Annotated in this window: 29 protein-coding genes; 18 read left to right on the top strand and 11 right to left on the bottom strand. The window is 44.4% G+C overall.

The window, feature by feature from the left end; all coding sequences use genetic code 11:
* The first annotated feature begins 14 nt into the window (after nt 1–14).
* From C1T21_RS08560 to C1T21_RS08545, 4 genes are read left to right on the top strand one after another with little or no spacing between them, the layout of a single operon-like run.
* Nucleotides 15–881, top strand: a complete 867-nt coding sequence (locus tag C1T21_RS08560) for an endonuclease I family protein (protein WP_258012395.1) — start codon at nt 15–17, stop codon at nt 879–881.
* Between the two features lie 37 nt (nt 882–918).
* Nucleotides 919–1,914 carry a S8 family peptidase gene (locus C1T21_RS08555; RefSeq protein ID WP_103047927.1) on the top strand — a complete coding sequence of 332 codons (996 nt, stop codon included), beginning with the start codon at nt 919–921 and terminating at the stop codon, nt 1,912–1,914.
* Between the two features lie 26 nt (nt 1,915–1,940).
* Nucleotides 1,941–2,675: a hypothetical protein gene (locus C1T21_RS08550; RefSeq protein WP_103047926.1), complete on the top strand. Its 735-nt coding sequence runs from the start codon at nt 1,941–1,943 to the stop codon at nt 2,673–2,675.
* 14 nt (nt 2,676–2,689) lie between these two features.
* A complete protein-coding gene (locus C1T21_RS08545; protein ID WP_103047925.1) occupies nt 2,690–3,355 on the top strand; it encodes a YukJ family protein in 666 nt (221 codons plus the stop codon).
* Between the two features lie 247 nt (nt 3,356–3,602).
* Here the strand turns inward: C1T21_RS08545 and C1T21_RS08540 are convergent, their stop codons facing one another.
* The 4 genes from C1T21_RS08540 to C1T21_RS08525 form a co-directional block, all read right to left on the bottom strand.
* Entirely contained in the window at nt 3,603–4,280 is a 678-nt protein-coding gene (locus C1T21_RS08540) for a tetratricopeptide repeat protein (protein WP_103047924.1), read from the bottom strand.
* Nucleotides 4,281–4,452: 172 nt separating this feature from the next.
* The gene (locus tag C1T21_RS08535) at nt 4,453–4,824 is read right to left on the bottom strand and encodes an iron chaperone (protein WP_103047923.1); all 372 of its coding nucleotides are present in this window, start codon (nt 4,822–4,824) and stop codon (nt 4,453–4,455) included.
* A gap of 160 nt (nt 4,825–4,984) precedes the next feature.
* Complete coding sequence (locus C1T21_RS08530) at nt 4,985–5,515, bottom strand: GNAT family N-acetyltransferase (protein ID WP_103047922.1); 531 nt, start codon at nt 5,513–5,515, stop codon at nt 4,985–4,987.
* A gap of 241 nt (nt 5,516–5,756) precedes the next feature.
* Nucleotides 5,757–6,791, bottom strand: a complete 1,035-nt coding sequence (locus tag C1T21_RS08525) for a C40 family peptidase (RefSeq protein ID WP_103047921.1) — start codon at nt 6,789–6,791, stop codon at nt 5,757–5,759.
* A gap of 253 nt (nt 6,792–7,044) precedes the next feature.
* Here C1T21_RS08525 and C1T21_RS08520 point away from each other — a divergent pair, with 253 nt between their 5' ends.
* On the top strand, nt 7,045–8,196 hold the full coding sequence (locus tag C1T21_RS08520) for an iron-containing alcohol dehydrogenase (RefSeq protein ID WP_103047920.1): 1,152 nt from the start codon (nt 7,045–7,047) through the stop codon (nt 8,194–8,196).
* Nucleotides 8,197–8,291: 95 nt separating this feature from the next.
* On the opposite strand, the gene C1T21_RS08515 is transcribed toward C1T21_RS08520, so the two are convergent.
* Complete coding sequence (locus C1T21_RS08515) at nt 8,292–8,888, bottom strand: TetR/AcrR family transcriptional regulator (protein ID WP_167686438.1); 597 nt, start codon at nt 8,886–8,888, stop codon at nt 8,292–8,294.
* A 246-nt stretch (nt 8,889–9,134) separates the two neighbouring features.
* Here C1T21_RS08515 and C1T21_RS08510 point away from each other — a divergent pair, with 246 nt between their 5' ends.
* Nucleotides 9,135–10,256, top strand: coding sequence for an NADH:flavin oxidoreductase (locus tag C1T21_RS08510; RefSeq protein WP_103047918.1), 1,122 nt, complete (start codon nt 9,135–9,137; stop codon nt 10,254–10,256).
* 137 nt (nt 10,257–10,393) lie between these two features.
* Here the strand turns inward: C1T21_RS08510 and C1T21_RS08505 are convergent, their stop codons facing one another.
* Nucleotides 10,394–10,687 (bottom strand): MazG-like family protein, encoded by a 294-nt coding sequence (locus C1T21_RS08505; RefSeq protein WP_103047917.1) that lies wholly within the window; start codon nt 10,685–10,687, stop codon nt 10,394–10,396.
* Between the two features lie 135 nt (nt 10,688–10,822).
* Between C1T21_RS08505 and C1T21_RS08500 the strand changes: the two genes are divergently transcribed.
* A complete protein-coding gene (locus C1T21_RS08500) occupies nt 10,823–11,245 on the top strand; it encodes a MarR family winged helix-turn-helix transcriptional regulator (protein WP_103047916.1) in 423 nt (140 codons plus the stop codon).
* 71 nt (nt 11,246–11,316) lie between these two features.
* Nucleotides 11,317–11,898 carry an NAD(P)H-dependent oxidoreductase gene (locus C1T21_RS08495; protein WP_103047915.1) on the top strand — a complete coding sequence of 194 codons (582 nt, stop codon included), beginning with the start codon at nt 11,317–11,319 and terminating at the stop codon, nt 11,896–11,898.
* 189 nt (nt 11,899–12,087) lie between these two features.
* Here the strand turns inward: C1T21_RS08495 and C1T21_RS08490 are convergent, their stop codons facing one another.
* Nucleotides 12,088–12,555, bottom strand: a complete 468-nt coding sequence (locus tag C1T21_RS08490) for a GNAT family N-acetyltransferase (protein ID WP_103047914.1) — start codon at nt 12,553–12,555, stop codon at nt 12,088–12,090.
* A 191-nt stretch (nt 12,556–12,746) separates the two neighbouring features.
* Between C1T21_RS08490 and C1T21_RS08485 the strand changes: the two genes are divergently transcribed.
* A complete protein-coding gene (locus C1T21_RS08485; RefSeq protein WP_103047913.1) occupies nt 12,747–13,184 on the top strand; it encodes a MarR family winged helix-turn-helix transcriptional regulator in 438 nt (145 codons plus the stop codon).
* A 21-nt stretch (nt 13,185–13,205) separates the two neighbouring features.
* Nucleotides 13,206–14,036, top strand: coding sequence for a DegV family protein (locus C1T21_RS08480; RefSeq protein WP_103047912.1), 831 nt, complete (start codon nt 13,206–13,208; stop codon nt 14,034–14,036).
* Between the two features lie 74 nt (nt 14,037–14,110).
* On the opposite strand, the gene C1T21_RS08475 is transcribed toward C1T21_RS08480, so the two are convergent.
* The 3 genes from C1T21_RS08475 to C1T21_RS08465 all read right to left on the bottom strand — a co-directional run bounded on the left by C1T21_RS08475 (nt 14,111) and on the right by C1T21_RS08465 (nt 18,280).
* The gene (locus tag C1T21_RS08475; RefSeq protein ID WP_103047911.1) at nt 14,111–14,746 is read right to left on the bottom strand and encodes a hypothetical protein; all 636 of its coding nucleotides are present in this window, start codon (nt 14,744–14,746) and stop codon (nt 14,111–14,113) included.
* Nucleotides 14,747–14,956: 210 nt separating this feature from the next.
* Nucleotides 14,957–16,183 (bottom strand): MFS transporter, encoded by a 1,227-nt coding sequence (locus C1T21_RS08470; RefSeq protein WP_103047910.1) that lies wholly within the window; start codon nt 16,181–16,183, stop codon nt 14,957–14,959.
* A gap of 69 nt (nt 16,184–16,252) precedes the next feature.
* Nucleotides 16,253–18,280 (bottom strand): beta-galactosidase, encoded by a 2,028-nt coding sequence (locus C1T21_RS08465; protein ID WP_103047909.1) that lies wholly within the window; start codon nt 18,278–18,280, stop codon nt 16,253–16,255.
* A gap of 138 nt (nt 18,281–18,418) precedes the next feature.
* Here C1T21_RS08465 and C1T21_RS08460 point away from each other — a divergent pair, with 138 nt between their 5' ends.
* From C1T21_RS08460 to coaD, 8 genes are all read left to right on the top strand, one after another.
* Nucleotides 18,419–19,255 carry an AraC family transcriptional regulator gene (locus C1T21_RS08460; RefSeq protein ID WP_069291699.1) on the top strand — a complete coding sequence of 279 codons (837 nt, stop codon included), beginning with the start codon at nt 18,419–18,421 and terminating at the stop codon, nt 19,253–19,255.
* Between the two features lie 193 nt (nt 19,256–19,448).
* A complete protein-coding gene (locus C1T21_RS08455; protein ID WP_103047908.1) occupies nt 19,449–21,266 on the top strand; it encodes an APC family permease in 1,818 nt (605 codons plus the stop codon).
* A 179-nt stretch (nt 21,267–21,445) separates the two neighbouring features.
* Nucleotides 21,446–22,564 carry an acyltransferase family protein gene (locus C1T21_RS08450; RefSeq protein WP_103047907.1) on the top strand — a complete coding sequence of 373 codons (1,119 nt, stop codon included), beginning with the start codon at nt 21,446–21,448 and terminating at the stop codon, nt 22,562–22,564.
* A gap of 171 nt (nt 22,565–22,735) precedes the next feature.
* The gene (locus tag C1T21_RS08445; RefSeq protein ID WP_103047906.1) at nt 22,736–23,368 is read left to right on the top strand and encodes a hypothetical protein; all 633 of its coding nucleotides are present in this window, start codon (nt 22,736–22,738) and stop codon (nt 23,366–23,368) included.
* Nucleotides 23,361–23,876, top strand: coding sequence for an accessory gene regulator ArgB-like protein (locus C1T21_RS08440; RefSeq protein WP_103047905.1), 516 nt, complete (start codon nt 23,361–23,363; stop codon nt 23,874–23,876). The genes C1T21_RS08445 and C1T21_RS08440 overlap by 8 nt, the downstream gene beginning before the upstream one ends.
* Before the next feature lie 5 nt (nt 23,877–23,881).
* The gene (locus C1T21_RS08435) at nt 23,882–24,004 is read left to right on the top strand and encodes a cyclic lactone autoinducer peptide (RefSeq protein WP_023988155.1); all 123 of its coding nucleotides are present in this window, start codon (nt 23,882–23,884) and stop codon (nt 24,002–24,004) included.
* Between the two features lie 314 nt (nt 24,005–24,318).
* Nucleotides 24,319–24,960 carry a 16S rRNA (guanine(966)-N(2))-methyltransferase RsmD gene (gene rsmD / locus C1T21_RS08430; RefSeq protein ID WP_103047904.1) on the top strand — a complete coding sequence of 214 codons (642 nt, stop codon included), beginning with the start codon at nt 24,319–24,321 and terminating at the stop codon, nt 24,958–24,960.
* Entirely contained in the window at nt 24,953–25,474 is a 522-nt protein-coding gene (coaD, locus tag C1T21_RS08425) for a pantetheine-phosphate adenylyltransferase (protein ID WP_103047903.1), read from the top strand. The genes rsmD and coaD overlap by 8 nt, the downstream gene beginning before the upstream one ends.
* Here coaD and C1T21_RS08420 read toward each other — a convergent pair.
* On the bottom strand, nt 25,437–26,720 hold the full coding sequence (locus C1T21_RS08420) for a nucleoside recognition protein (protein ID WP_103047902.1): 1,284 nt from the start codon (nt 26,718–26,720) through the stop codon (nt 25,437–25,439). The genes coaD and C1T21_RS08420 overlap by 38 nt on opposite strands.
* Between the last annotated feature and the right edge of the window lie 68 nt (nt 26,721–26,788).

The following is a 26,788-nucleotide window of genomic DNA, read 5'->3' as shown; positions in this document are numbered from 1 at the left end:
AAGGAGACAGAGTTATGAATACTGTTGAAATTGCAGCAACTCGGCTGCATGAACTGGATGCAAATCTGGAGAGAATTCGTAGCAATAGCCGTGAGTATTATGACTCTGCTAGGGATAAAGCGGATGTAGAGCAGTATTATTCATCGCTTCATCGGGATGAAGAAGATGGCAAAGCTTTGTTTCATGCTTTGACCCAATTGCTTACGGATACTCACAAGAACAAAATTCCTTACAAAAATAGCGACGAGTATTTAAAAACTGAGGTAGATTTGCATGACGACGGGTATTTGCGAAGTATTTATTCCGGTAAAGAAGCCGAACCGCACCAGGTCATTGAAGAAGATATGAATGAGATTTCTGCGGCAGATGAAACGAGTCACCTCGGTCATAATGTAAACATTGAGCATGTTGTGCCTCAATCCTGGTTTGATAAACATGAACCCATGCGCGGGGACATGCATCATCTGTTTTACTGTGAGAAAACATGCAATGCAAGAAGAGGGAATAAAGTGTACGTCGATTTCTCTGACTACAATCCTGATGATTTTAGAACAGACTGGGTCCACGATGAATGCGGTAAAGGAGAAGGTGGAGACGGCTCGTCGGATGGTCAGTTCGAACCGGAATATGCTAAAGGAATGGTCGCGAGGGCAATGCTGTACTTCATTCTCCGCTATCCCAAGGCAATTGAACAAGCTTATGTCAAGAAGCAAGACGTTGATGTGCTTCTTAAATGGCATAAGGATTTCCCTCCCAACCTTAAATATGAAAAGCATAGAAATCAAGCCATTTATAAGATTCAAGGGAATCGAAATCCTTTCATTGATCTTCCCGAATTGGCTGATCGGATCGATTTCAGTGTGTACAAACCTTTACATTAATGATAAGTGGAAAGAAGAACAAAGGAGGTACAAGTAAATGACTACCAATACACTTACCGGTGATGCAGTTACACTCCTTCCCTTTCAGGCCGAGGATGTAACCCACCACATTAAAGAAATTCCGAAGGGCGTACAGATGATTCAGGCTCCAGCCTTTTGGGAGAAAGGGAAATATGGTAAAGGAGTGAAAATTGCTGTTTTAGATACCGGCTGCGATAAAAGACACCCTGATCTCGAAGACCGGATTATCGGAGGGCGAAATTTTACGGATGATGATGGTGGAAATGAGCAAATCTTCACTGATTACAACGGTCATGGTACCCATGTAGCAGGTACGATAGCAGCAACTAAAAACGACCGCGGGGTGGTCGGAGTTGCGCCAGAAGCAAGTTTACTTATTCTGAAAGTCCTTAATCATGAAGGGAGCGGTCGTCCCGAATGGATTGCAAAGGCGATTGATTATGCAATTGACCAACATGTTCAAATTATCAACATGTCTCTTTCCGCTGGAAGGGGGCATGAGGAAATGCATGAGGCCATTAAACGTGCTGTTAACCAAGGAATTATTGTAGTGTGTGCAGCAGGGAATACATGGAAGGAAGAGATGCGCTATCCAGCCGCGTACAATGAGTGTACCTCCGTGGGAGCAGTTGATTTCAACGGGGAAACAGCTCATTTTTTAACGAAAAACAATGAGGTCGATCTAACTGCCCCAGGTGTCAATGTGCTATCCTGCTATCCCCTTGATTTAGTTCCCAATCAAGCCGAGCCTTATAAAGTGATCTCCGGTACCTCAATGTCTTCTCCCCATGTGGTCGGTGCACTTGCATTAGTGCTTAACTATTGTCAAAGCGACTCCCAATTCAATCGCACCTTAACCGAGGATGAACTTTATGCACAGATTCTGAAATGTACAATTCCATTAAGCGGCATCAAAACTGAGGAAGGTAACGGCCTGCTCTATTTAACTGCTCCTGAATTACTAGCCGATTACTGGAGACAAAACAAACCGGACCTGAGTCAGTACTCTTAACCAACGCCTAAAAGGGAGCGGTATGAATGAACGATAAAATGTCTTATGAATTCAAGCTTTTTGTGGAACCAAAGAAAGTGTTAACCGAGGATAAGGAATTGATTCCCCAGGTCGCGGGTTTATCCTTCTCTCTCAAAGACAGGATGCAAATTTATTTGATGGACACTCCCGATATGAAGCTTTATGAAACAGGCTGGATTATCCGCAATCGCTGGAAGGACGAGAGATGGGAGCTTACCTATAAGAGACGAATCAGGGAATATGATAACTTGGAAAATGCGGTAAAACAAGCGGTTAATGAAGGATTTGTACTCGTGGATTATGAACTGGAAGTGGAGTGGGGATACGAGAAAAAGGCGTTGTCTCTTTCACAAGACCCGGAAATCAAGCTGGAAGGAACATCCCCGGACCTGTGGAAGCAGCCCGTGCTGGATCGGGCTCCACAGCCGTTTAGGAACAGCGGTGTATTTAAAATCGTAGAACAAGATGGCCGTGTGATGGGACCTGTTCAATCTGTAAAATACAAGAGTGAGTGGAACGAAGAGAAAGTACATCTGGAGATTTGGTTCATAGGTGAAGACTGTATTGCTGAGGCTACAATGAAAATAAAAGAAGCAACCGAGGCCGTAGCTGAGGCCAAACACCTGCAATTTGTTGATTTTTTCAAGGAGCATAATATTTTGCTTGGGCAGGATATGTCAAAAACAAAATGGGCACTTGAGAAATTAAAAAATGCACATATACAACAACTTATACATTAAAGGAGCCGATAACCATGCCACTAAATTCATACGGAGTATTAAAGGGAAAAGTGATCCAAGGAATTCCTGCGCCGCGTACAAATGACAGCACTCCGCATTATCATGCGGTGGTTGAAGCTGCTGGCAAAGAATACGAATTGGCCATCAACGTTAAATCGAAAAAGAAGCCTTCTGAACTGATTTATCTGGTCAGTGAGGATTTCAATTCTGAACAAATTACTCATTTGCCAAATTTAAAAGAAGGTTTTACTAAAATAAATGAGTCCAACCGGGAAATTGCGCTGGATTATATCCGTGGTGGGCTGTTCGAACCTTCTAAAATGATTGAGCTTGCTTATGACATAGAGGGCCCGAACAATGATCTAAACGAGAAAGTTGACGAGTATTTACACAGGGCAATTGATAAAGAGAATGCCAAGATTTATGTGTACGGCGAGCCTTTTCCGAGCGGTATGCATAACATTCACATGAACCAAGGTAACCATAAGGACTTCAAAAAAGACGACGGGATTTGGCAGGATGGCGGGATTGTGATTCATCTTGAGGATGAAAATAAGTGGCTTGGCATGTTCCTCGCCTTCCAATCGCAGTCATGGTGTACAGATGACGCTGGTCATGTGGAGCGTCCAGTCAGTCAATGTAGTCATAAGACCGTGAAAGTTACGGAAGTATCGAGATAGCTGTTAGTTAAGCATCACGGGAGCGAGTGATTAGTGAAAAAAGGATTGCAGTTCGATGAGGCCAACCAGCATTACTGGTTGGCCTTTTCTTACACATATGGTATGACTTCAATATGGTTGGGAAAGTCTAAAATTTTGATTTTACATTGAATGGATAGCTTCCTGTTGTCAACACAAAAGCACCTTCAAGGTTGTCTCCCACATCTCATGATAGGGAAACATTTCCTTAAGGGTGCTAACAGGATGGTTAAACAATAAATTTACGGAATAAGCTGCGCGCAGCCCACTTGCGCTCACTTCGTTTGCGGTATTTGGGCAGGGAACGATAGACAGCAATGGACTGGTTAAAGGCTACAGTGGCTTCATCCTTGCGTCCCAGCATACGGTACATCAAGCCTGTCAGATAATAGCCCTCGCTGGAAGAAGACTGAATCTCCTGAAATTGCTGCAGATAATGAAGTGACTTATTTACGTCACGTTCTTTGAAAGCAGTGGCTAAATGCAAATAAGGCTCACCGTATTGCACCCGCGGGTTAATGTCCAGTGCTTTCAGTAAATCCTGTTCTCCATCCTCCAGATGGTTTGTGTGTACTTCAGCCGTTCCCCGTGCGTTCCAATAGTCTGCGGATTCTTCATAACGGGATTGAATTTCCAATAACAGCTCCAAAGCCTGAGGATATTTCTTGCTTTCGATCCAGATACGAGCCAAATCGAACTTGGCAGCCACATCGTTGGCGTTTAGCGTAATCTGTTGGCGCAATCGAGCGGCATTGCGTCTTCTTTTCCATGGTTTGCTGATGCTGGGCAATACACCGACAAAGCTGCGATCTAATATATAGATCACGATTAGGAGTACGAGCATTGCCAAAAACGGGTTGCCAAGCAAACTCCATAGTAGAGAGAAAATTAAAAATTTCCCAATCATTCTGCTCCAATCCTCCTGTGCATGTAACAATCCATACTTTCCACATTATAGCATAGGGTCACTTTAAGGGTCATTAGCATGATGAGATTTGGAAGGATGGTAGAGGGGGCGAGAAGAAAAATACTTATTTGTGATGCTCGATGTATAGTTTTACGAGAAAAGGAACCTTTTTTTATTCCCGCCAAAAGGTTGAACAGTCTGCCTTATCCAAAATATTAAACTCGATCATTTTCTCAAGTAATGAGAAATCAACTGGACTATCCCACTGGATACGTACCAACTGCTTGGTGTGATCATAGCCAGCCTGCACAATTAACTCAGAAAAATGATTAATCCCTGCCTTTTCAGGGGCAACGGCCAAATGATGTTTGGCTACGCTAAAGCCAATAATAAATGTGCCGTGATCCGTAAACATAGGCTGATTCCACGCAATTTTTGCCATTAAATTTGGAAACTTCTTGGTTACCCAAGCCAAAACTTCTTGCGTTCGGGCCCGATGTTGGGGGTTATCAATATGCGCTAAATATTCTGCAAAAGCTTCCATGTTGTTCCCTCCTTAATAAAAATTTTATCGTTCAGAAAAGTTCCTCAAACCTATTTGTCATTAAATGATTTAACTATCATTTTATCGCAGCAACATGTTTCTCAAGGAGTAATTGTCTGTTGAAAAATACAAAAATATATTTAGATATAAAAAATACCTTTTATGCCCTGTTATATTCCTCAGCAAGAATAGAGTACAAATATGAATCATGAAACTCGCCTTTGTAGTACCAGTGTTCACGCATCAAACCTTCACGTTGCATTCCGATCTGTTGCATAACCTTCTCAGAGGCCTTGTTTTCTGGACGACATGTTGCATAAATACGGTGGACAGCAAGTGTGCTAAATCCAAAGTCTAGTAACGCTCGTGCTGCCTCTGCTGCATAACCCTTCCCTTGATAATCTGGATTCAAAACATAACCCATTTCTGCATTAGTATCTTTGACATGAATACCAACACCGCCGATCAGGGTTCCATTGTTTTTCAGACAAACGGCTAGTTCATAGTCTTGTCGTGGCTGTTCCTGCTGTGAGGCTAGAACTTGTTCTATATATGCCTTTGTATCTTCTTCTGTATTCGGTCCCCAGGCTGTATAGCTAGTAACTTCAGGCAATGACGTGTACGTATGTATACTTTCCCAATCGGATCTGCCAATATCACGAATGATGAGCCGGTTTGTCTCAAATTGCATAATTATTTATTCCTCCTGTCTATAGTCAAAAGACTCTACCTAGTATTTCAAAACGATTAATACCTCAATCCAATTTTTTAAGCGATCGTAGCCTTTAAACGTTATGACCTCCATTTTACAATGAATCCCGACCTTTTGCCGCCTGAACGCAAACCGCAAGGGAGGCGTCCGGCAAAAGGCAATCAGAAAATATTGAATGTGGTACTGGAATAGCCTGCTATTATTAGCCATCCGGTTTGTCTTAAAACAGCCTGCGAGCTGTGACGAAACGTTTCTGCCATTTACTATCAAGCGTGTCAAAATGAACGCCGCGTTCTTTGGAGAAGGTATGCAGCAATTTGTTGTTCCCTGCATAGATAGCCACATGGCCGATCTCTAGCCCGCGTGCGCTGAAGAACAGCAGGTCGCCTTTGCGCAGCTCGTTCAGCCCGACCTCCCGCCCTTCTTTAGCCTGATCGTAAGAGACACGGGGGAGGTCGATAGAGAGCGTATGCTGGAACACTTCCCCCACAAAAGAAGAACAATCAAAGGTCGATGTCTGTCCGGTTGCTGCGCCGAATTCATAAGGGGTACCGAGAAATTTTTCTCCGTAGGCGATGAGTTCATCTCCCTGCCGTTCCGCCAGGGATGGGCTGGAATAGTCGCTGTATTTTGGTTTTGCCGATATGTATCCAGTCAGGTTGTCTTTAGTGCGCACTTCCAGCCAGAGAGCATTGACCTCGCGGATGACGTGAATCTTTTCGTCGGCTTGAATAAGCCGCAGGGAAGGGGAAGCTCCCGATGAATCCGGTTTGCTGCGCAGGTTGACCCTGGAAAGAACTGTTGTGAAAAAATCGTCCCTGGAGGCAATCCGGATTGTCCGGGCAAGGGCATCCCACTTCACTGTGCTCCCAAGTGCTTCGCTCACAAAACGCAGTGGAATCATCGTGTTGCCCTCAACGATCTGTCCCGGAACATTCAGGGACAGCGTTTTGCCGTTTAGGGTGGCAGCGAGTTCCCCGATGTGGTAGGTCAGCACCGTGTCGGTTTTGGTTGCTGTTACGGTTTTGCTGAATCCGTTCCAGGAAAGCACAGCTCCTTGCGCCTCAAACAGCTGGCGCATGGGGACGAGCGCTGTTCCTTCTAGCAGTAGCGGCTGGGCAGTAAGCTGAAGCGGGCGGTCATCTACATAAACGGTTGTCACCGGAGTCGTCCGTACCGACTTTGCATAAGAGGGGGGAGCTTGGAGCAGTGATACCGCCAGCAGAGCCAGCAATACTTTCTTGTTGATTGTCATGCTGTTATCACCTCATTGTGAATGTGTTCATCTAAGTTGTACGAGACTGCCTCCGATTAGTTGTGCACCAAATATTGGATTTGTCCAAAAAAACAAAACAAACAAAAATAAAACAAAAAAATATCTGTGTTTTATTATTGACATCAAAATAAAATAAAGATAACATTATAAATGTGAAACATTTCACTTTTAAGAGATAGCCCTATATTTAGCGAGGCAATAAGAAGTGAATCCTTTAGGAGGCCGATTTTTTATGAGCGCACATGTATTTTTTGTACCATCTATTAATCTTATGGGAACAGGCTGTTTGCATGAAGTTGGGCCGTATATAAAAGAACTGAATTTAAACAAAGCTCTCGTCGTAACGGATAAATTTTTGATGAAGAGTGGTATTGCAGGCAAGGTTACGTCTTTGCTGGATGATATTGGAGTGGACTATGCGGTATACGATGAAGTAAAACCAAATCCGACCTGTAAAAATGTACATGATGGTGTTCAGTTTCTGCAAGAAAACGGATGTGACTTTTTAATTTCGATTGGCGGAGGGTCACCACAGGATACGGCTAAGGGAATCGGCATTATTGCTACCAACGGGGGACATATAACCGAGTATGAGGGCGTTCATAAATCCACGCATAAATCGCTACCTATTGTGGCTATTAATACCACAGCAGGAACATCTGCTGAAATCACGATTAATTATGTCATTACGGACGAAGAGCGCAAAGTCAAAATGGTTATGGTTGATAAGAATAGTGTAGCTACGATTTCGGTCAACGACCCTGAGCTGATGGTAGACAAACCCGCCGCGTTAACGGCAGCTACAGGGCTAGATGCTTTGACCCATGCTATTGAAGCTTTGGTTACGCCAGGTTCCTATCCTGTAACGGATGCGACTGCGTTGGCAGCAGTAGAGATTATTTTTAACCATTTGGCTCGTACAGTGAGCAACGGTCATGATATAGAAGCACGTGAGCAAATGGTATACGCTATTTTCTTGGGAGGACTTGCATTTAATAATGCCGGATTGGGTTATGTTCATGCGATGGCGCATCAGCTTGGCGGCGTATACGATTTGCCTCATGGTGTTTGTAATGCCATGCTGCTGCCGATTGTGGAGGAGGAGAATGCCAAGCATGTACCAGAGAAGTTTCGTGCCATCGCTAAGGTCATAGGTTTTGAAGATAAGGGGAAAACGGATAAGGAATGCGCAGACTATGTAATCCAAAGAATCAAAGACCTGTCGAAGGAAGTAGGGATTCCTTCCAAACTTTCTGAACTGGGTGTAAATGAAGTGGATTTAGATCTGCTTGCCGAGAACTCAATGAAGGATGCTTGCGCTCCAGGCAATCCGTTCATACCTAGCAAAGAACAAGTTATCGAGATGTTTAAGAAAATTCTTTAAATAAAAGAGGCAATTATTTTACTAAATACTATAAGGGCTGTCCCAGGAACTGATCGAAAAATACTGGGGACGGCCCTTTTTATTCGCATTTTCTGCTAAGAGATTTGTGAGACTAGAGATAAGACAACCCCATTGAATATTAAAGGCCCAGCTCTCTCGGCTAAATCCGTAGGAGACTCTTTTTTTCCTTCCACATTCCAGCGAAAGGTTACACCATAAATGGACCAGCTTAAAATGGTCGCGGCAAGTTCTAACGTTCTTGGGTCTGTATTACTGGTTCCTCTTGTTATGAGTTGAAGTATGAAATGCTCTAATTGATTCTTAATATGTTCTTCCAGAATCGGTGCGACTGAATTATATTTATGGATGCATTGATTACTAGTGTCATGATAGTCGCATAACGAAAGAATAAGTTTCTGAATGGTCCTCTCCGACAAACCCGCCTCAGCATCAATCCTCTTAATAACATGCTCCAAAAATGCTTCTGACAAAAGAGTTTCAAGCAGTGCATATTTATCTTGAAAATGTGCATAGAACGTAGCACGGTTAACGGTGGCTTTTTGGGTAATGTCATTGATCGTAATCGTGTAGAAGTCTTTCTTATTTAATTGGTCAATGAATGCGTCGAGAATTAATCTACGTGTTCGAATGACGCGCGGATCGTTTGGGTTGGGTGAGGTTACACCAGGCATCTTCAAGACACTCCTTTCAGGTAAATTAAATGATTCCCCCATTATAAACATGTGTTGTTTTGTCAACAAATGAGTTTAGTTATACAACAATTTTATAACCCTTTTGGTTAAGCAACAGAATGAACATTTTGTCGGTTGAATGATAAATTAAACATTGCTAACATTTCACTTACACCCCGTTTGATGATGCATGAGCCTTATATATAATCCTTTAAAACGATAAAAGAAAATGAGGAGGTACAATCCTTGAGTAATCAACCGCAAAATGTCCATTCAACAGAAGCTTTATTTCAACCTTATACCATTCATAATCTGACCTTACAGACTCGTATTGTAATGCCGGCAATGGGCCGTGCTTTTTCACCAAATGGTGTGCCAGGACCGGATGTAGCCGCTTATTATCGCCGTCGCGCAGAGAATGATGTAGGTCTTATTATTACTGAAGGTGCAGTGATTGACCATCCGGCTGGAACAAGTGAGCCGAGGATACCTAATTTTTATGGGGAAGCGGCTTTAAACGGTTGGGCTGAAGTGGTCAGACAGGTTCATAAAGCAGGCAGTAAAATTTTTCCACAGCTTTGGCATATGGGGATGGCTCGTCCTTTGGGATCTCAGCCGAATCCCGAAGTGCTATCGATTGGTCCATCGGGGCTGGATCTGGAAGGCAATAAAGTGACCGAGCCGATGACAGAAGAAGAAATCGCCAAGGTCATTGGCGCCTATGTCGATGCAGCTGCGAATGCAAAACGACTAGGTTTTGACGGTGTTGAAATTCACGGAGCACACGGCTATCTGGTTGATCAATTCTTTTGGGAGAGAACGAACCAACGTACAGATCGCTATGGTGGAGATATCATAAAACGTGCTCAATTCGCCATTGAGCTTGTGGAAGCTATTCGTGCTGAGGTTGGCCCTGACTACCCTATTGCCATGCGCCTATCCCAATGGAAAATGAATGATTACAACGCAAAACCGTTCGATACACCGGATAAACTGGGGCAATTCCTGAATGTGTTGGTACAAGCGGGCGTGGACATCTTCCATTGCTCGACACGTCGCTTTTGGGTACCTGAATTTGAAGGCTCCGATTTGAGCTTTGCCGGATGGGTGAAGAAGCTGACTGGAAAAACTACGATTACGGTTGGCTCTGTAGGTCTGGATGAGGATTTTGTAAGTTATACGGAAGGGAAAGGGGCAGGACACCAAGATATTAATGAACTTCTGGAACGGCTGGACAACAATGAATTTGATCTGGTAGCTGTTGGGCGTGCGCTTCTGAGCGATCCTGCATGGGCTACGAAAATACGTGAAGGCCGAATTCATGATCTTCAAACCTTTACACCTGAGGTACTTCAAACGCTCAACTAAAACATATCATACTTTGAACACCTCTTCATTTCATAAATAAACACTGTAAGCCAAAATACTCAAAGTCAGGTAAGGAACTTTGGTGTTTTGGCTTTTTTATGCGTCTGCAATAGTAGTCCACCATGAACCATTTTAGATTAAGTCATCACAGATTCCCATTTGTTCACTTTTTTATTCAAGAACTCCTGGAGTTCTTCTTCATTGCTGCTTAACTTATAAAATAAGGAAAGGGCAACCAGAATCACGTCTGCACATTCTTCTTTGACATCAGATATACTCAACTGCTTATATTCGCTTCCGCTTGCATTCACATAGGAGAGCATGGCTTGAGAAGTTTCTCCTACTTCTTCGGACAATTTAAGAACCATTTGCTCTAAAGTTTTCTTTTCTTGGGTACTCAAATATTGAATTTTCTTTAAAAGCTGCTCCATTTAACAAGCTCCTATCAATTTTAGATTTCATTATATCAAACTTAATCCTAGTTCTTTGAATCATTCATATGCTAAAACCAGATCAGACTGAAACCAACACTTGATATATATAGATGTCTATGTAATAATGCTTGTATGTTAAAAAATAATGCAGCTGCACTGATAGGAACCATTAGAGACTCGATCAATAAATTGATTGTGTCTGAGCTCGAATCGAATGGAATTGAAGGGATTGTTCCTACTCATGGCGGAATCCTAATGTTCCTTTATCAAAAGGACGGGCTTTCCATTAAGGAATTGACGCAAAAAATTTCTCGTCAGCAACCCACTGTCACTGTTTTGATCGACAAGCTAGTGAAGTTGGGGTATGTCGAAAGAAAAAAAGAAAGGGAGGATAGTCGAGTTACCCTGATATTTCTGACTGATAAGGGGAGAAAGATAGAGCCTGTATTTGAGATGATCTCCAATAGATTACAAGAAACCATCTATGGTGGTCTCAAAGATGAAGAAAAAGAACAACTGGAATATCTGCTGGAGCATGTAAAAAACAGATTATAAATTTTTTTAAGTAAATGTATAGATATCTATATTAATATCAAAATAAAAATAAAACATCTGGAGGTTATTAAATGAAACATCTTATTATCTATGCTCACTCTAACGCAGAAAGCTTTAATCACGCGATACTCGAAACGGTTGTAAATACCTTGAAAGAAAAAGGTGACGAAGTCGTTGTACGCGATCTATATGCCCTTGATTTTCAACCTGTATTAAAACCTGAGGATACTGCCGCTATGAGAGCAGGGCAAACCCCGTCTGATATCAAAGTCGAGCAGGAATACATCTCACAATCGGATACGATTACTTTTATTTCTCCCATCTGGTGGACAGGTCTTCCGGCTATCCTGAAAGGTTACGTTGACCGTGTATTTTCATACGGCTTTGCATATACGGCTGGTGTAGAAGGGATTAATAAGCTGCTTACAGGTAAAAAAGGTTTTATCGTGAATACACATGGTACTCCCAACGCGATCTACGATGAAATCGGTATAACCGCAGGATTGAAGATCACATCAGATACGGGAATTTTTGATTTCGTTGGAATTGAATCCGTCGGTCACTTGCTGCTTGGAAGTATCGGCTACCTTGATGAAGATGGCTATAAAGGACTGCTGAAACAAGTCCAAGACACGGTTAAAACGGTGCTGTAAAGTTAGTTCATATTCTTTTAGAAGCGTAAGACATTCTTTAAATGATGAGGTCAACCCGTATTTAGTGGTTGGCCTTTTCTTGTAAATGCTTATATTTTTCCAACATCCCGGTTCATAGATCTTTTGAAGTCGTAATAGCATCTTGGGGCAGATATAACTGGACATTCAAGGGTGTGTTGAAGCATGACTCTATGATCTTTCGACGGTTTTGGAATGTCCCTCTATGATTAAGTACATGTAAACGTCAATAGGGTCCTCACGTTCAATTTTAAAACCAAACCGTTCATAAAGACGTCTGGCTGAGCTTCCTTGCAGAACATTTAAAGTTACATGTTTTCCTTTTACATGATTTTGTTCTAGCAGATTTTTTAATATTTGACTGCCGACCCCTTTACCTTGGTAACTGGGATGAATATAAAAATGCTCCAATAAATAACCGTCTAATTTCGGTTTAAAAGCTATGCAGCCCACAAAAAAAGAGTCTTCCTCAATGATCCAGGTATGGACAGAATCGAATGCATCACGAAAGCGTTGACGAACTTTCTCTTCATCAAACCTTCCTAATCTGGTTAAATCGTTCCGCAGTACAATCGCCCGTAAATTAGCAATGCTTTCAACATCCGAATTGTGGGATCGGCGAATAGTAAGCTGTTTCATCTTATGTAACAACTCCTTTATCGTAAACAGGCAAGAGGTGATCAAGCTTATTTTTTCTTATTCGACGCTGAGCTCATTAACCCTTGTATTAAAATTCACAAATATTTCATTGTTATTATCGTGGGCAATTCATTATAGTACATAGTATTAATAGTTAACTGTATGTATTATGTGTTTTGCGGAGGTTCACTATGAAAGATTATGAACTAAGGGACGAATTGAGAGAATCCGTTAACCGGATTTATGACATGGAATTATTCAGTAGCCTGACAGAGCTTGTTCAGGGGGAAAACCATGTGCTTCAATATTTAGTTCAGCACCGGGATGATGAAATTAATCCTTCCTTGCTCAGCGATCATCTGCATGTATCCAGATCAAGAATTACGGCAGCGCTTACGGGATTAAGAAAAAAAGGCTATGTGACTATGGAAATGTCTGAGCATGACAGACGACGAATGTGTGTAAGGCTCACAGTAAATGGTGAATCCTTGATCAAACAGAAGCAAGAGAGAATTGAAGGTTATTTTGAAGCGCTTGTAGTAGGTTTGGGTGAGAAGAATGTGAAGGATTTTATACGGTTAATTGAGCTTTCTTTGAGTATTATGAATGCGGGTTCTATTGAAAAATAACATAATGTGAGGGTGTACCGGGTGAGATATAAAATAATAGCAGACAGCTGCTGTGATTTAACGAGAGAGCTTAGAGAAGAGATGCAAGTTACTACGATTCCGTTAAATATGACGCTGGGAGATAAATGCTTCGTAGATGATGACACATTGGACTTGCCTCAGTTTATGGAAGAAATGAAAGCCTGTACAACCAAAATTGGATCCGCATCACCGTCCCCAATGCTGTATAAGGAAGCCTTTCAAGGTGCACATACTTCTTTTGCCATTACATTATCCAGCAACCTGTCCAGTTCGTATTCCAGTGCATTGGTAGGAAAAGATATGGCGGAAGAAGAAGGGGCGGATGTTCATGTATTTGATTCGAAAAGCGCTTCGGCTGGGCAGCTCTTGTTGGCTCTAAAACTACGCAAGTTGATTGACGAGGGATATCATAAAAGCGAAATTATTTCTACCTTGGAGAGCTTTATCAGCAAGATGAAAACGTACTTTGTTTTAGAAAATCTGGATAATTTGGTTAAGAACGGACGAATGAATAAAATCACTGGAAAGATACTTTCACTCTTGCATATCAGGCCTATTTTAGGCTCGGATGGTGACGGGAATATCGCATTTTTTACTCAAGCACGCGGCCAGAATCAAATTATCGAAAAGCTGGCAGATACTATTGAAAAAAGTGGCCGGGCTACCGAAGGAGAAAGCATCGTCATTACTCACTGCAATAATCCTGGGCTGGCGGAAAAATTAATGAATGCGCTGAAGAAACGCTATCAATTTAAAGATATTCATATTGTGTCCACCAGAGGGATTAGTTCAATGTACGCCAATGACAAAGGGATCATTATGGCCTTTTAAAAATATTCAGGGTTTATCCTCGCTGTATGGATAAACCCTTTTTTAGTACACTGGGGCTTTGCGGGAGTTCAAGCCTATCTCAATTTTCTAATGAGGACAGAAGCGTTTATGCTGGCTTGAGTTCCTCCGGCTTGTGTTTGCAGGGTAACAGCAGTAGTAGAGCTATGGTTTCGCAGAGTAAGGACGTCACCGCATGCCAGAGCGAGGATGGCTTGCCCTGTGTTCTGTTGTGTCCCGGCTCCTGAGCCGTATACAGTTCCCACAGCCAGTGCGCCATTAATAAAGATGGCGAATTGGTTAGGTTCCACACCGGACACCGAAAAGTGAACTTCATATTTTCCAGCATCGGATACAGCAATCTGTGTAGTTCCTGGAACATGAGCAATTCCAGGTGTAAGTATACCGTTCGTATCGAAAATGACATCCCCTTCAATCGGAACATCTTGGGGCTTCACATTATAAATATAACCGAACTGCGCTAAATCACCTATGGTTCCAGAATCCCCTTCAGGCCCTAAAGCGCCATGATTAATATTCACACTTACAAGTTGCTTTTTGACGATGATATCTTTTCCAACCCCTTTCCGTTTCGAGCGGCCTTTTCTCTTTGGGGGCTTCTCCTCAAACTTTTTTTCTAACTTATCAAACCAGGCACGGACAAAAACATTTTTTTTACGGCCTTTTTTTCGTTTTAATTCAGGATGAGCCAATACAAACACCTCCATATGGTTTGTTGTATACTACTCCATTCATCTAGAGGAGGCATGGATATCTGTCCTGTGATTCATAGTAAACGATCTATTTTGACTAAAAACAGGCTGCTGTACAAGGTGCATTCGTCTAGTATGTAAAAAAGCACCTTTGAATGTGCACTTGGATGACAACCAAGGAACAGACAAAGGCGCCAGTAGAGGTGTACATCATGATGAAGCGGTTTGAAGCCGCTTTTTGCGCACATATAGGGCGTATAAGATGCCCCCAAGCAGACACAGGATGCAGGCGAAGCCTGCCAGCAACCACGCCGATGAGACTGCTCCCCCACGATCCATGCTATTTCCGAGCCATAAAGGCAGCAGAGCTCCTCCAACTCCACCTGCGCCTATAAGCAGGCTGGTGGTGGATTCTTCGGTGCCTGGCATCATTTTGCTGGCAAAAACAAGTGCGATGGAGAAGATGCCGGACATGCCCAGCCCCAGCAGTACAATAAGGATAAAGGCGCCGGCAGTGCCTTTGATCAGCGGGAACACGCACAGCAGCACGGTCGCTGCCAGCGAGCTCAGGGCGACAAAGACACCGTAGCCGTATCGATCGGCAATGTAGCCTGTGAATAACCGGCCGGTAGCCATTGCTAACCAGAAGCAGGTGACACTAAGTGCTGCCTCCGCTTGTGTGAGACCCAAACGTTCGATGAACATGGAGGGCAGGAAATTAGCCAGGCTCATCTCTGTTCCTACATAGATAAAGAAAAAGACGATAAATAGTGCAAGTAACTTCCAATTGCCTATAGGGCTACCTTTAGAAGCCTCCACCGTGGGGGATTTGGGTGAGTTAGTGGAACGCGCATAGTTGTCACCTCGGTGTTCCTGTTGGTCTAATACAGCGTCAAGCGTGCCGAAGGACCCACGCAGCCAAGCTATGACGGTCACGGCTGCAAACATGGAAATGATGGGAAAGGCCAATCGCCACCAACCGAGAGCAATGAGCTGGCTGGCGATAGCGGGCATAGCCAAAGCGCCGATCCCAAAAAAGACTTCCAGACGGCTCATCGCCGCGCCCGTTCCTTGAGTAATACCGCTGATAATAATAGTGCCAATGAGTGTTTCTACCATGCCGAAGCCAAACCCGGCTGCTGCCCCGACGGCATATAGCCAACCCCAAGGTGGCAGCAATGAGTACAGCACTTCAGCCGCGCACAGCAGGAGCAGGGCGAATACCAGACTTCGGCGTTTGCCGAAACTCCGGGCAAGCCACGGCGACAGCAGGACTCCAGCCAGAAAACCGGAAAATTGAGCGAAGATTAGGCTTCCGCCGTCCGTATAGTTTCTACCGTAATGCTCTAACAACACAGGCAGTAGGGAGCCTACAACCACGTGTGCCAGGCCGATTAAAAAATAAGACAAGCTGCCGATCCATAGCAGTCGTTTCATGATGAACTCCTTTGATACCTAGATTTGACTCATGCAGCAAACTGAACTGCATGAGTCAAATCTGAGTGATTATGATAGCTCCAGTACTTGAAAGCCGTAGCCTTCAATAGAAATATCTCCTTCCAGGTATTTACCGCTGATCAGCTCATTCCCTTTCTGATCATCCAGATGATATTGCTGCATCTGGGCGTTATGATTCAGAACGAATAGATATGATTTTCCATCTTTGGTCCGTACCGTGGCTTCTACACCCGCAGGAGCGCGCAGCAGGGATGGAATCCCTTTTTGCTCACAAATGTAGCCCAGTAGGCCATCAAGGAAAGTCTCTTCAGGATCTGAAGCAACGTACCATGCCTCACCTTGACCGAAACGATTACGTGTCAGCACTGGCATGCCCTGATAGAAATCATCGCCGTATTCGGCCAGCACCTCCGCGCCTTCTCTATGCAACAAGTCGCAGAGCAGACCGCATTTATATTCACCTTGTAATACGCCCACCTTTTCTTTCAATATAATGCGATTGTGTGATTCTGGCAGAAGCGCGTCAATTTCTTCCACCCAGATCCCGAGCAAGTTACGCAGTTTACCAGGATATCCTCCGGTTGTGACCAGATCGTTTTCATTTACAATGCCACTGAAAAAGGTCGTTACGAAGGTGCCGCCATGCTCTGTGAATTGTTCCAGCTTCTCGGCGGTACCCGGCTTGACCATGTAGAGTACAGGCGCGATAATGAGATCATATTTCTGGAAATCTGTATCAACAGAAATCAGGTCTACCTGTACATTCCGCCGGAAGAGGGGAGCATAATACTTGTGTACGTGATCCATATATTTCAAGGCGACAGAAGGGCCGCTTGATTTTTCCAAAGCCCACCAATTGTCCCAATCGAATAAAATGGCTACTTTGGCATTAACGGTCGCGTCAAGTAGCGTGTTGCCTAATGCGCCAAGCTCACTGCCAAGCTGTGCCACCTCGCGAAATACACGTGTGTTCTCATGCCCGGCATGCTCAATGACGGCCCCGTGGAATTTCTCACAAGCGCCGATCGAGCGGCGAAGCTGGAAGAACATGACCGTGTCCGCGCCATGCGCGACTGCCTGATAACTCCATAACCGCATAACGCCAGGCCGTTTAAGCGAATTATACGCCTGCCAGTTCTGCTGGCTCGGTGTTTGCTCCATCAGCATAAAGGGTTGCCCATCCTTCAAGCCGCGCATCAGATCGTGCGCCATGGCCGTATAGCTCGGCGGGGTATTGGCTGCAGGATAACTATCCCAAGATACAATATCCATGTGCTTAGCCCATTTAAAATAGTCCAGTTGTTTGAAAAAGCCCATCAGATTGGTCGTTACCACGGCATCGGGAACATGTTTTTTAATCGCGTTATATTCCAGTAGGTAGCAATCCAGCATACTGTCTGAATTGAAGCGCGCATAATCGAGAGATATGCCCTGAAAGGTCGAGTGATTTTCTCCCCAATGCTCGCTCAGATTATTTGGCGGTACAATTTCATCCCAATCATAGAAGGTGTGACCCCAGAAGGAAGTATTCCACACCCGGTTTAGCTCTTCCAATGATCCGTATTTTTGTTTGAGCCACACCCGAAATGCGGCTGCGCAGTTATCACAATAGCAATCTCCGCCGTACTCATTGGACACGTGCCATACGAGGATCGCGGGATGGTTTTTGTATCGTTCTGCAAGTCGATCAGCCATCTGCTCCGCGTATTTTCGATACGTTGGACTGTTCGGACAGGAGTTGTGGCGTCCACCGAATTTCCGCTTACGCCCGTCAGCATCGACCCGCAGAATGTCGGGATAACGCGTAGCCATCCAGGCTGGATGCGCTGCCGTGCTAGTAGCTAAACAAATGAAGATATCGCTTTCATAAAGACTGTCAATCAATTGATCCAGCCATTCAAAATGATATGTGATTTCGTCGGATTGAATTTTGGCCCATGAGAATACGTTGACCGTTGCGATATCAATCCCTGCCTGCCTGAACATCCGTAAATCTTCCTGATGCGTGGCCTCATCCCACTGCTCAGGATTATAATCTCCACCGTAAAATACTTTAGGAAGTTTGCTGCTTATCATGCCAATCACCTCTGTATATAAGAATAATCCTATCTTATAATACAAATAACTGCTTTTAAATATAATAAAATGAACGTGTATATAACAATATGGATCTACATGTGAAATACATACCCGCATACGCCGGAGGTGCTTTTTATGATTTTAACTCCCCATCATTTAAGATTTTTCCTGACTACGCGTGAGCACTCTTTACCCCTTTTTATTGAAAGTATCGGATTTAACAGCAGGCAGGAGGATGTGTCCCGTCCAGAGGGTTATCCGTGCTTTCACTGGATTCAGACGGTGTCTGGTGAAGGGATGTTTACATTTAAAGGGGGGAGCTTCCGTCTGGGAGAGCAGTCCGGGGTTCTGCTGCTGCCCGGGGAATCCCATGCATACAGACGGGCGACCAAGGTATGGCGAACGTTATACATTACATTTGACGGCCCCATCGCCGCTGCTGTATTGACTGCACTGGGATTGAAGCATACGCGTGGGTATCATTGGGACCCGGATAGCGAGCTGCACAGCTTTGGGGAAACGATGCTCCATTCCATGGTTAGTGAACGTGATTTGTCTGGATTAGATGCTTCTGCCAATATGTATCGTTTTCTGACTCTACTACGTAAACATGGACAACATAGCTCGATGCCTTCCCTATCCCATAATGTGGAACGTTTAACCCCTGTACTGGCCTTTATGGAGCAAAATTATGCCAGTCCAGATGTGGGCCTAGGTGATATGGCAGTTATGATGAATGTCAGCTCCCGTCATTTAAATACATTATTTAAGCAAGCGTTTGGTGTGACTTCTTATGCTTATCTGATTGTAATTCGGCTGCGGAAGGCCAAGGAAATGATGACGGAATATCCGCAATTAACAGTAAAGGAGATTTCGGAGCGAGTAGGATTCCGAGATGCCAGTCATTTTGTGGCAACTTTTCGCCGAGCTGAAGGAATTACGCCTGAAAGGTTCAAATTACTGTATACATAAGGGTATTTTATCGAAATACTCTTTCTTACTCGGGAATGCTCATTTTAGGGAGCATTCCTTATTGTTTTTTTCAGGATGAGGGAGTATAAAATAATAGTTCATTTGTTTCATCAATCTGGTGTGCAGGTGACATAATAAACATAAGATCCATAGTTCTTTTGCAAAACCCTCATCCAAAGAAGGAGTCAACGAAATGCTGAGTAAAGTCAAAAGATTATTAATCGGTCGTCCGCGAAAGTCGACGGCCCTTGAAGATGAGAAACTGAATAAGCTCAAGGCACTGGCCATTCTGTCCTCAGATGCCTTGTCCTCTGTAGCTTACGGAACGGAGCAAATTCTGCTGGTTTTAATTACAGCCGGCTTCGCTGCCCTATGGTATTCCATTCCTATATCCATTGCGGTATTGGGATTGCTGATCATTCTGATCCTGTCCTATAGACAGACCATATTTTCCTATCCTGGTGGCGGAGGAGCGTACATTGTTGCACAGGACAATTTGGGAAAGAGTCCGAGTCTGATTGCAGGCGGTTCTTTGCTGGTCGATTATATTCTGACGGTAGCAGTTAGCTCATCAGCAGGTACTGATGCCATTACATCGGCTTTCCCGTCGTTACATGATCATCGGATCGCCATTGCGCTGATTATGATTATCTTTTTAACTATTATGAACTTGCGCGGAGTGACAGAATCTGCCTCGGTGCTGGCTGTACCGATTTACTTATTTGTTGTTGCCATTTTTGTTTTGATTATTAGCGGTATCATTCATTACGTGGCAGGGGGAGCTCATGCTGCAGCACCGCAATTTGGAGCTACAGTATCCAACGTCAGCCTGTTCCTGTTACTGAAGGCGTTCAGCTCGGGTTGCTCGGCGTTAACTGGGGTAGAAGCTGTCTCGAATGCCATTCCGAACTTCCGCAAGCCTGCTGCCAAAAATGCAGCAACTACACTAATGATGATGGGTTTGATTCTCGGGTGTATGTTTATCGGAATTAGTTTGCTGGCTTATTGGTACGGTGTTCGTCCTAATCCGCACGAAACGGTCATTTCGCAAATTGCGAACGCCACTTTCGGACGCGGTGTGATGTATTACATCATTCAGGGCGTAACGGCGCTCATCTTGTTTTTGGCGGCGAATACAGCCTATTCGGCCTTTCCATTGCTTGCTTTTATGCTCGCCAAGGACAAATACATGCCGCACATGTTCATGGTTCGTGGAGATCGGCTCGGATACTCTAATGGTATCTTGTTTCTGAGTATCTTCTCGGCATTGCTGGTCATCGTATTTGGTGGCAACACAGAAAATCTAATCCCGCTTTATGCCGTAGGGGTATTTATTCCGTTCACGCTCTCGCAGCTTGGCATGATGATTCGCTGGATCAAGCTCAAACCGCCAGGCTGGATCGTCAAACTTGCTATTAATACGGTTGGGATGCTGACCACGCTGTCGATTACGCTCATCTTTATCTTTACTAAGTTTAGCCAGGTGTGGGTAGTCTTTATCTTTCTGCCTTTGGTTCTGTATTTCTTTATGAAGATCAACAGGCATTACAAAAATACGGCTGAACAACTGCGCATTGATATTACCAAGGATAAACCTATGGTGAAAGGCAATACGATTATTATTCCGGTGGCAGGTATTACGCGAGTCGTTATGAATACGATCAGCTATGCCAAAACCTTGTCGGATAATGTGGTTGCCGTATATGTGGGTGTGGATGATGAGGCGATTCAAAAAATGGAACAGAAGTGGGAAGAGTGGGACGTGGGCATACGTTTAGTAGTGCTGAGATCCCGTTATCGCAGCATCATTAATCCGCTCCGCAAGTTCATCGATACAGTAGAGTGGAAAAAAGCAGACGAGGACCATATCACTGTCCTCATTCCACAATTCATCACCAAGCACTGGTGGGAAAATATTCTACACAATCAGACCAGCTTACTGATGAGAGCTTATTTGATTAATTACAAAGACGTGATCGTAACGACTGTTCCTTTTCATTTAAACAAATAAAGTCACTGCCAATTGTAGGGTACAGCTGACTATAGCATGACCAAAATGAACATCTTTTGGCCGCATTTCTTTGCGGTCGGAGGGTGTTTTTTTACATAACGGAGATATTTACTTTGGTGATACATTTTGTGTATTATAGATACGAAATGTATCATTAAAGACTGTTATGGAGGGATACGATGCCCGAAGCCACGGGGAAAATGCAAGATGACAAGCTGCAATTTGTAGATACGCTGAGGGCGCTGGCTATTATTGGAGTTTTACTTGTGCATGTCAGCCAGCATGTAGACGGATTAAACGGATGGTTGCAAAAAGGCTTGAGTATAGGTGCTAAAGGAGTCGCTTTATTTTATATGGCCAGCGCTTTTACACTATTTCTGTCCTTGAGCAGACGTTCGGGTGACAAGAGGGAAAGAATTTCAGCTTACCTGTTGCGTCGTTTTTTTCGGATTGCTCCTTTGTATTACGTAATGTTAGGAATCTATTTGGTTGTGAACGGGACAGGTCCACGATTTTGGCTTGGAGATCAGGAGGGAGTCACTGCCGCCAATATCACTGCTCATGTCCTGTTTTTGAATGGTCTGAATCCGTACTGGATCAACAGCATTATTGGTGTGGAATGGTCCATTGCGGTGGAATGTATGTTTTATCTGTTTATCCCCCTATTATTTAAGCTGATCCGATCAGTCCGCCATGCGACCTGGTTTGTTGTGATGGCGCTTCTGGTAAGCTTCGGGCTAAATACGGTATTTGCTCAATATCCATGGATTAGTAATCACTCTTTATGGGGTCACTATCTGTATTTATGGTTTCCGAATCAATTGCCTGTCTTTGGGCTAGGTATATTGTTGTTTTACATTTGGAAAGACGAGCGGCATTGGAAAAGTATAGACCGGGTCAGTGGGGGGTTGCTGCTTGTTTCTGTGCTATTTGCATTTTTTGGAGGCATGACCGATTATCTCATAGGTATCGGGTTGCTGCTGGGAGCGTATGCTTTGTATCACTGGCAGCCGATCTGGCTGCTTAATCGGGTGTGGTCATGGATCGGCCGCCTTAGCTACAGCATGTATTTGACGCATATGCTGGTTCTGGGACTAATCGTACAGGTTAAAATACCTTTTGCTCCCCTAGTCAGCCTCACACTTATGTTTATCATGACGTTGCTATTCACCATCGGACTATCCTGGTTTACCTACTCGTGGATTGAACAGCCTGGCATCCGTTGGGGGAAAAAACTTATATCACGTATGAAGCCTGTGCGCAAGCAGGGAGACTCGGTCAAAGAAAGTGTTGCCTAAGCTGCAACTTAAAGCAGCATCCGATAACATTTGGTTGAAGTGCTTGAATAAATCTATGAAATAATTGAAAAGACCTCTTGAAAAGTAGCTCCCAGCCCTTTATATTCGATGTACATCCAAGTTTTTGAATACACCGATGAGGTTTGTTGGAATTGTAAAGGAGATGCACGCATGCTTTTGAAGCCAATCGGCTTTTTGCTTTTCTCCACGCTTGAGGGAGTAGCTGTTTTTGCGCTGATTTTGAGTGTTTTTAAAGTTAAAATGACCCCTTATCTATGGCAGGCCATTTTTGTTAACCTGATTATGAATATGCAAAGTTATATGCTCCGAGAGGAGTTTTCCCTTTCGTATTTGGTGCCTGTTGTAAATATGCTGCTTTTTATTTTTTTACTCGCTACGGTCGTGAAGATTCCGATTGTGTGGTCTGGTATTATGACGGTTACAGGTTATTTTGCATATGCCGTTGTTCAGTCGGTATTCCTAAAAGTCATGTTCGGCAACCTTCCGGTTTCTGACCTGCAGGATGGGTCCTTGAAGGGCTATCTGCTACAAATGGTAAGCGCGGCAGTAGGACTGCTTATTTCATTGATGTTGTATCGAAAAGGGATCGGCTTCTCCCCTAATTTCAAGAAGCTAAAGTTCAAAGAGGAATATGGCATTGTCATCACGCTGATTATCCTGTCTCTCATTTCAACTTCTATTGTGCTCTACTATAACGAGGTATGGTTAAACATGATATTTTTTGCACTGGTTTCGGGATTTTTCATCTATTATGCAATCGGAAAGGAATACCGGGATGATTGAAGCGATGGCTTTCAAACTTGCTAACCAGATCAAACGTACTGTGCCTGATCATCCAGCCTCTGTGGCGGTACTTAAATACGCACTTGCTCTCATTCTGAATGCGTCCATGATCATCGTGTTAACCCTATTCGCCTCAATCTTCACGGGGCGGATGGTAGAAGCTGTAACGATTCTCGTCGCTTTCGCCCTGCTACGCCAAATATCAGGAGGCATTCATTTGAAAACGGGCATGGCATGTGTGTTGGTGACCTCAGCAGCTTTTACTTACATATCCTGCATTGCCTTAAATAGTTGGTGGACAAACCTGTTTACCGCAATAGCTCTCATTCTCGTTTTATGTTTTGCCCCGTCCAGAATTGAAAAGCAGTCGCGCATTCCAGTACGTTTTTATCCCCTCTTGCGACTGTTATCCTCCTTGCTTGTATGTACTAATTTTGTAGTCGGTTCCTCTATAGTGGCTGTTGCTTTTTTGGTCCAAAGCCTAACATTGATCCAGGGAAGGAGGTGAGTGGAATGATGAGGAAAATGGTATATGGATTAGCCACATCGTTGTCTATGTTTGCAACATTTGCTGTATCAGTGGCGAGTTACGTGTATGTTTATCAAGGGGATACCCCCGAGGAACTGCTGAAATAAACAAAATACTGGAATAACAATGATACATAGAGCTGCTATTAAGCAGCTTCTTTTTATGCAAAAAAAAATCAGGCGCTCCATTAAAGAGCGCCCGAATGGGAGAGGAGAAACCGGACGAAGAGCTTATGGGGAAACGTAAGTCTTCTCCGCGGTTGTCTACGACATTGGTTGAATGCCGATATCCTAAGGATGCCCAGGGGATGGTTTTTTATACCTGCCTCATCCTAAGTTTTTCAAACGGCGGTGCATGTGGTACGATAGCGTCATAATCTTATATGGTTATGAACACATATAGAAAATAGGTGAGTTTCAGCGTGAGAGTGGTATCGGGTAGTGCCAAAGGAAGGCCGTTAAAGGCAGTTCCCGGCACAGGGACGCGGCCGACCACAGATAAGGTCAAGGAAGCGCTATTTAGCATGATAGGTCCTTATTTTGATGGGGGAGTCGCACTTGATCTGTTTGCTGGTAGTGGTGGCCTGGGTATAGAGGCGCTTAGCCGGGGAATGGACAAGGCTGTTTTTATTGATATGGAATCCAAGAGCATTGATGTCATTAAAGAAAATTTGCGAAAAACTGGATTGGAAGGACAGGCTGAAGTGTTCCGCAATGATGCCGGACGAGCGCTCAAGGTGCTGGCAAAACGTGGAGCTCTTTTTGATGCTGTTTTTCTTGATCCGCCCTATCGTCTCAAACACGGAGATGAATTGATGAGCCGTATGGCTGAATTGAACTTGCTTCGTTCAGATGCAATCATCGTGCTGGAGTATGAATCGGGACATGAATATCCGGAAAGCTTCGGGCCGTTCGAACAGGTCAGAAAAGCAGTCTATGGTGAAACGGCGTTATCTATTTATCATTTTGCAGCCGATGCTTTGTCGGATGTCGTAGAACATACAGAAGCCGGAGGGGTCAAATTCGGCATCAGCGAATCAGACGGGGAGGACCATCATGATTGAGCACAAACCACGTATTGCCGTATATCCGGGAACCTTTGATCCCGTGACGATGGGGCACCAGGATATTATTCAAAGAGCAGCCAGACAGTTTGATCTGTTGATTGTCGCGGTTCTTAACAATATTAGTAAAAATCCGCTGTTTTCACTTGAGGAACGAATGGAACTACTGCGAACGGTAACTCGCGATATCCCGAACGTTGAAGTGGACAGCTTCCGTGATCTGACAGCTAATTATGTACGTCAAAAAGGGGCCCAAGTTATTGTCAGAGGAATCCGGTCGGTGACTGATTTTGAATATGAGCTGCAATTAGCCTCTACAAATCATAAGCTGAACCCGGATGCGGAAACAATCTTTATGATGACCAATCCGGCTTATTCATATCTGAGTTCCAGTATGGTGAAGGAAATTGCGCATTTTGATGGCAAGGTTGTAGATCTGGTGGCACCGGAGGTGGAAGACGCGCTGCGTGCGAAGGTCAACGCGAATCGCGGCGGCCCCACCATGAAGTCATAAAGGAAAAGGCCAGCAGGGTAACTATAATTGTACCCAGCAGCGCAATGGACAGTAGGGTTAGTTGCCAGGGGTACATAGATGTTCCTTCTATTTGTGTTAGTAAGCTGCTGGCTCCGGCCATGACAGGATGCGTGGCGGATTCATTTACGCTTTCCGCAAAAGAAGACACAGAACTGCGACTGACGTAAGCGGGAGTTGTATTACTGACGATGCGGTTAAGCGGGACCCATGTTGCCAAGGTAAGTCCAAAAGCAATGATTCCATGGAGCACTCGTGACAAGGTGAAGGTGATGCCCTTGTCGGAAGGTCTGGTGACGGCGGTAATTTGAAGCCAGCCGCACAGGCCGCCCCAGCCCAACACAGCACTGATCAGGGCTGCTTGTGTACGGAGATCGTAGGGCAGACGGCTGATTTCATAGGAACCCAGATGGATTTCCATCCAGGCAGGCCATATGAAAGAAAACGATCCTTGGCCTGTGTATATGGACAGCAGTCGAATCAATACGGAAAAGAAAATAATGAATCCACCTGTCACCATCAGCATCTGTACAGCATGGGATACGGTTTCGCCCAACAGTTTTCCGAAACTGCGGCCGTCCCGTTCTCTGGCAGAGCGGGTAGCTTCCCATGCGGATCGGATCAGGGAGGGAGAAGTACGGGAAACTGAGGTGCGCCGGAGGGCAGCTGGCGTTTCCCGTTTTTGCAATTCTTTGGACGGTACAGGTAGTCTGGCTGTGATCCAGCCTGCCAGCAGCCCGGAAATCCAGTGAACTGCAAGTAACATCACGCCTGCGGCAGCATTGTGCAGTAGCCCTGTCCCGATGACGAGCAGGATGGTAATCGGATTGCAGAAATGAGCGATAGAGGTTAGACGTCGAAGCTGAAACGCAGTCATATCCTCCTGTTGTGCCCATTGGCGCACCGCTTCCGCTGCAGCGGGGAATCCCGCGGTCAGGCCGAGGGCCAACACCCAGCCGCTTCGCCCGGGTAGACGGAACCAGGATCGCATAAACGGCTCCAGCAGGATACCTAGTCCATGTACTAGACCAAAGGCGATGAGCATTTCGGACAGCATCAAAAAAGGCAGCATGGCTGGGAAAATAATACTCCACCATAGCTTAAGGCCTTGAGTAGAGGCTTGAAATACTTCTTCTGGTGAGGCGACAACAGCCAGTACAAGCAAAATGGCTCCGAGGCCAAGCAGTATGGTTGTCCAATAAGGAGCGGAATGGGCTTCCTTTTGCATCAAAGAATTCACCTCTCATAAATATACTAAGGAGAGTGGGATGCTGTCTCCAGTGTTTATTCACGTTC

Origin of the sequence: Paenibacillus sp. F4, assembly GCF_002894905.1 — a bacterium.
GTDB classification, from domain to species: domain Bacteria; phylum Bacillota; class Bacilli; order Paenibacillales; family Paenibacillaceae; genus Paenibacillus; species Paenibacillus polymyxa_B.
Note: the sequence above shows the minus strand (reverse complement) of the source record. Positions and strands in the feature narration are given on the sequence as shown.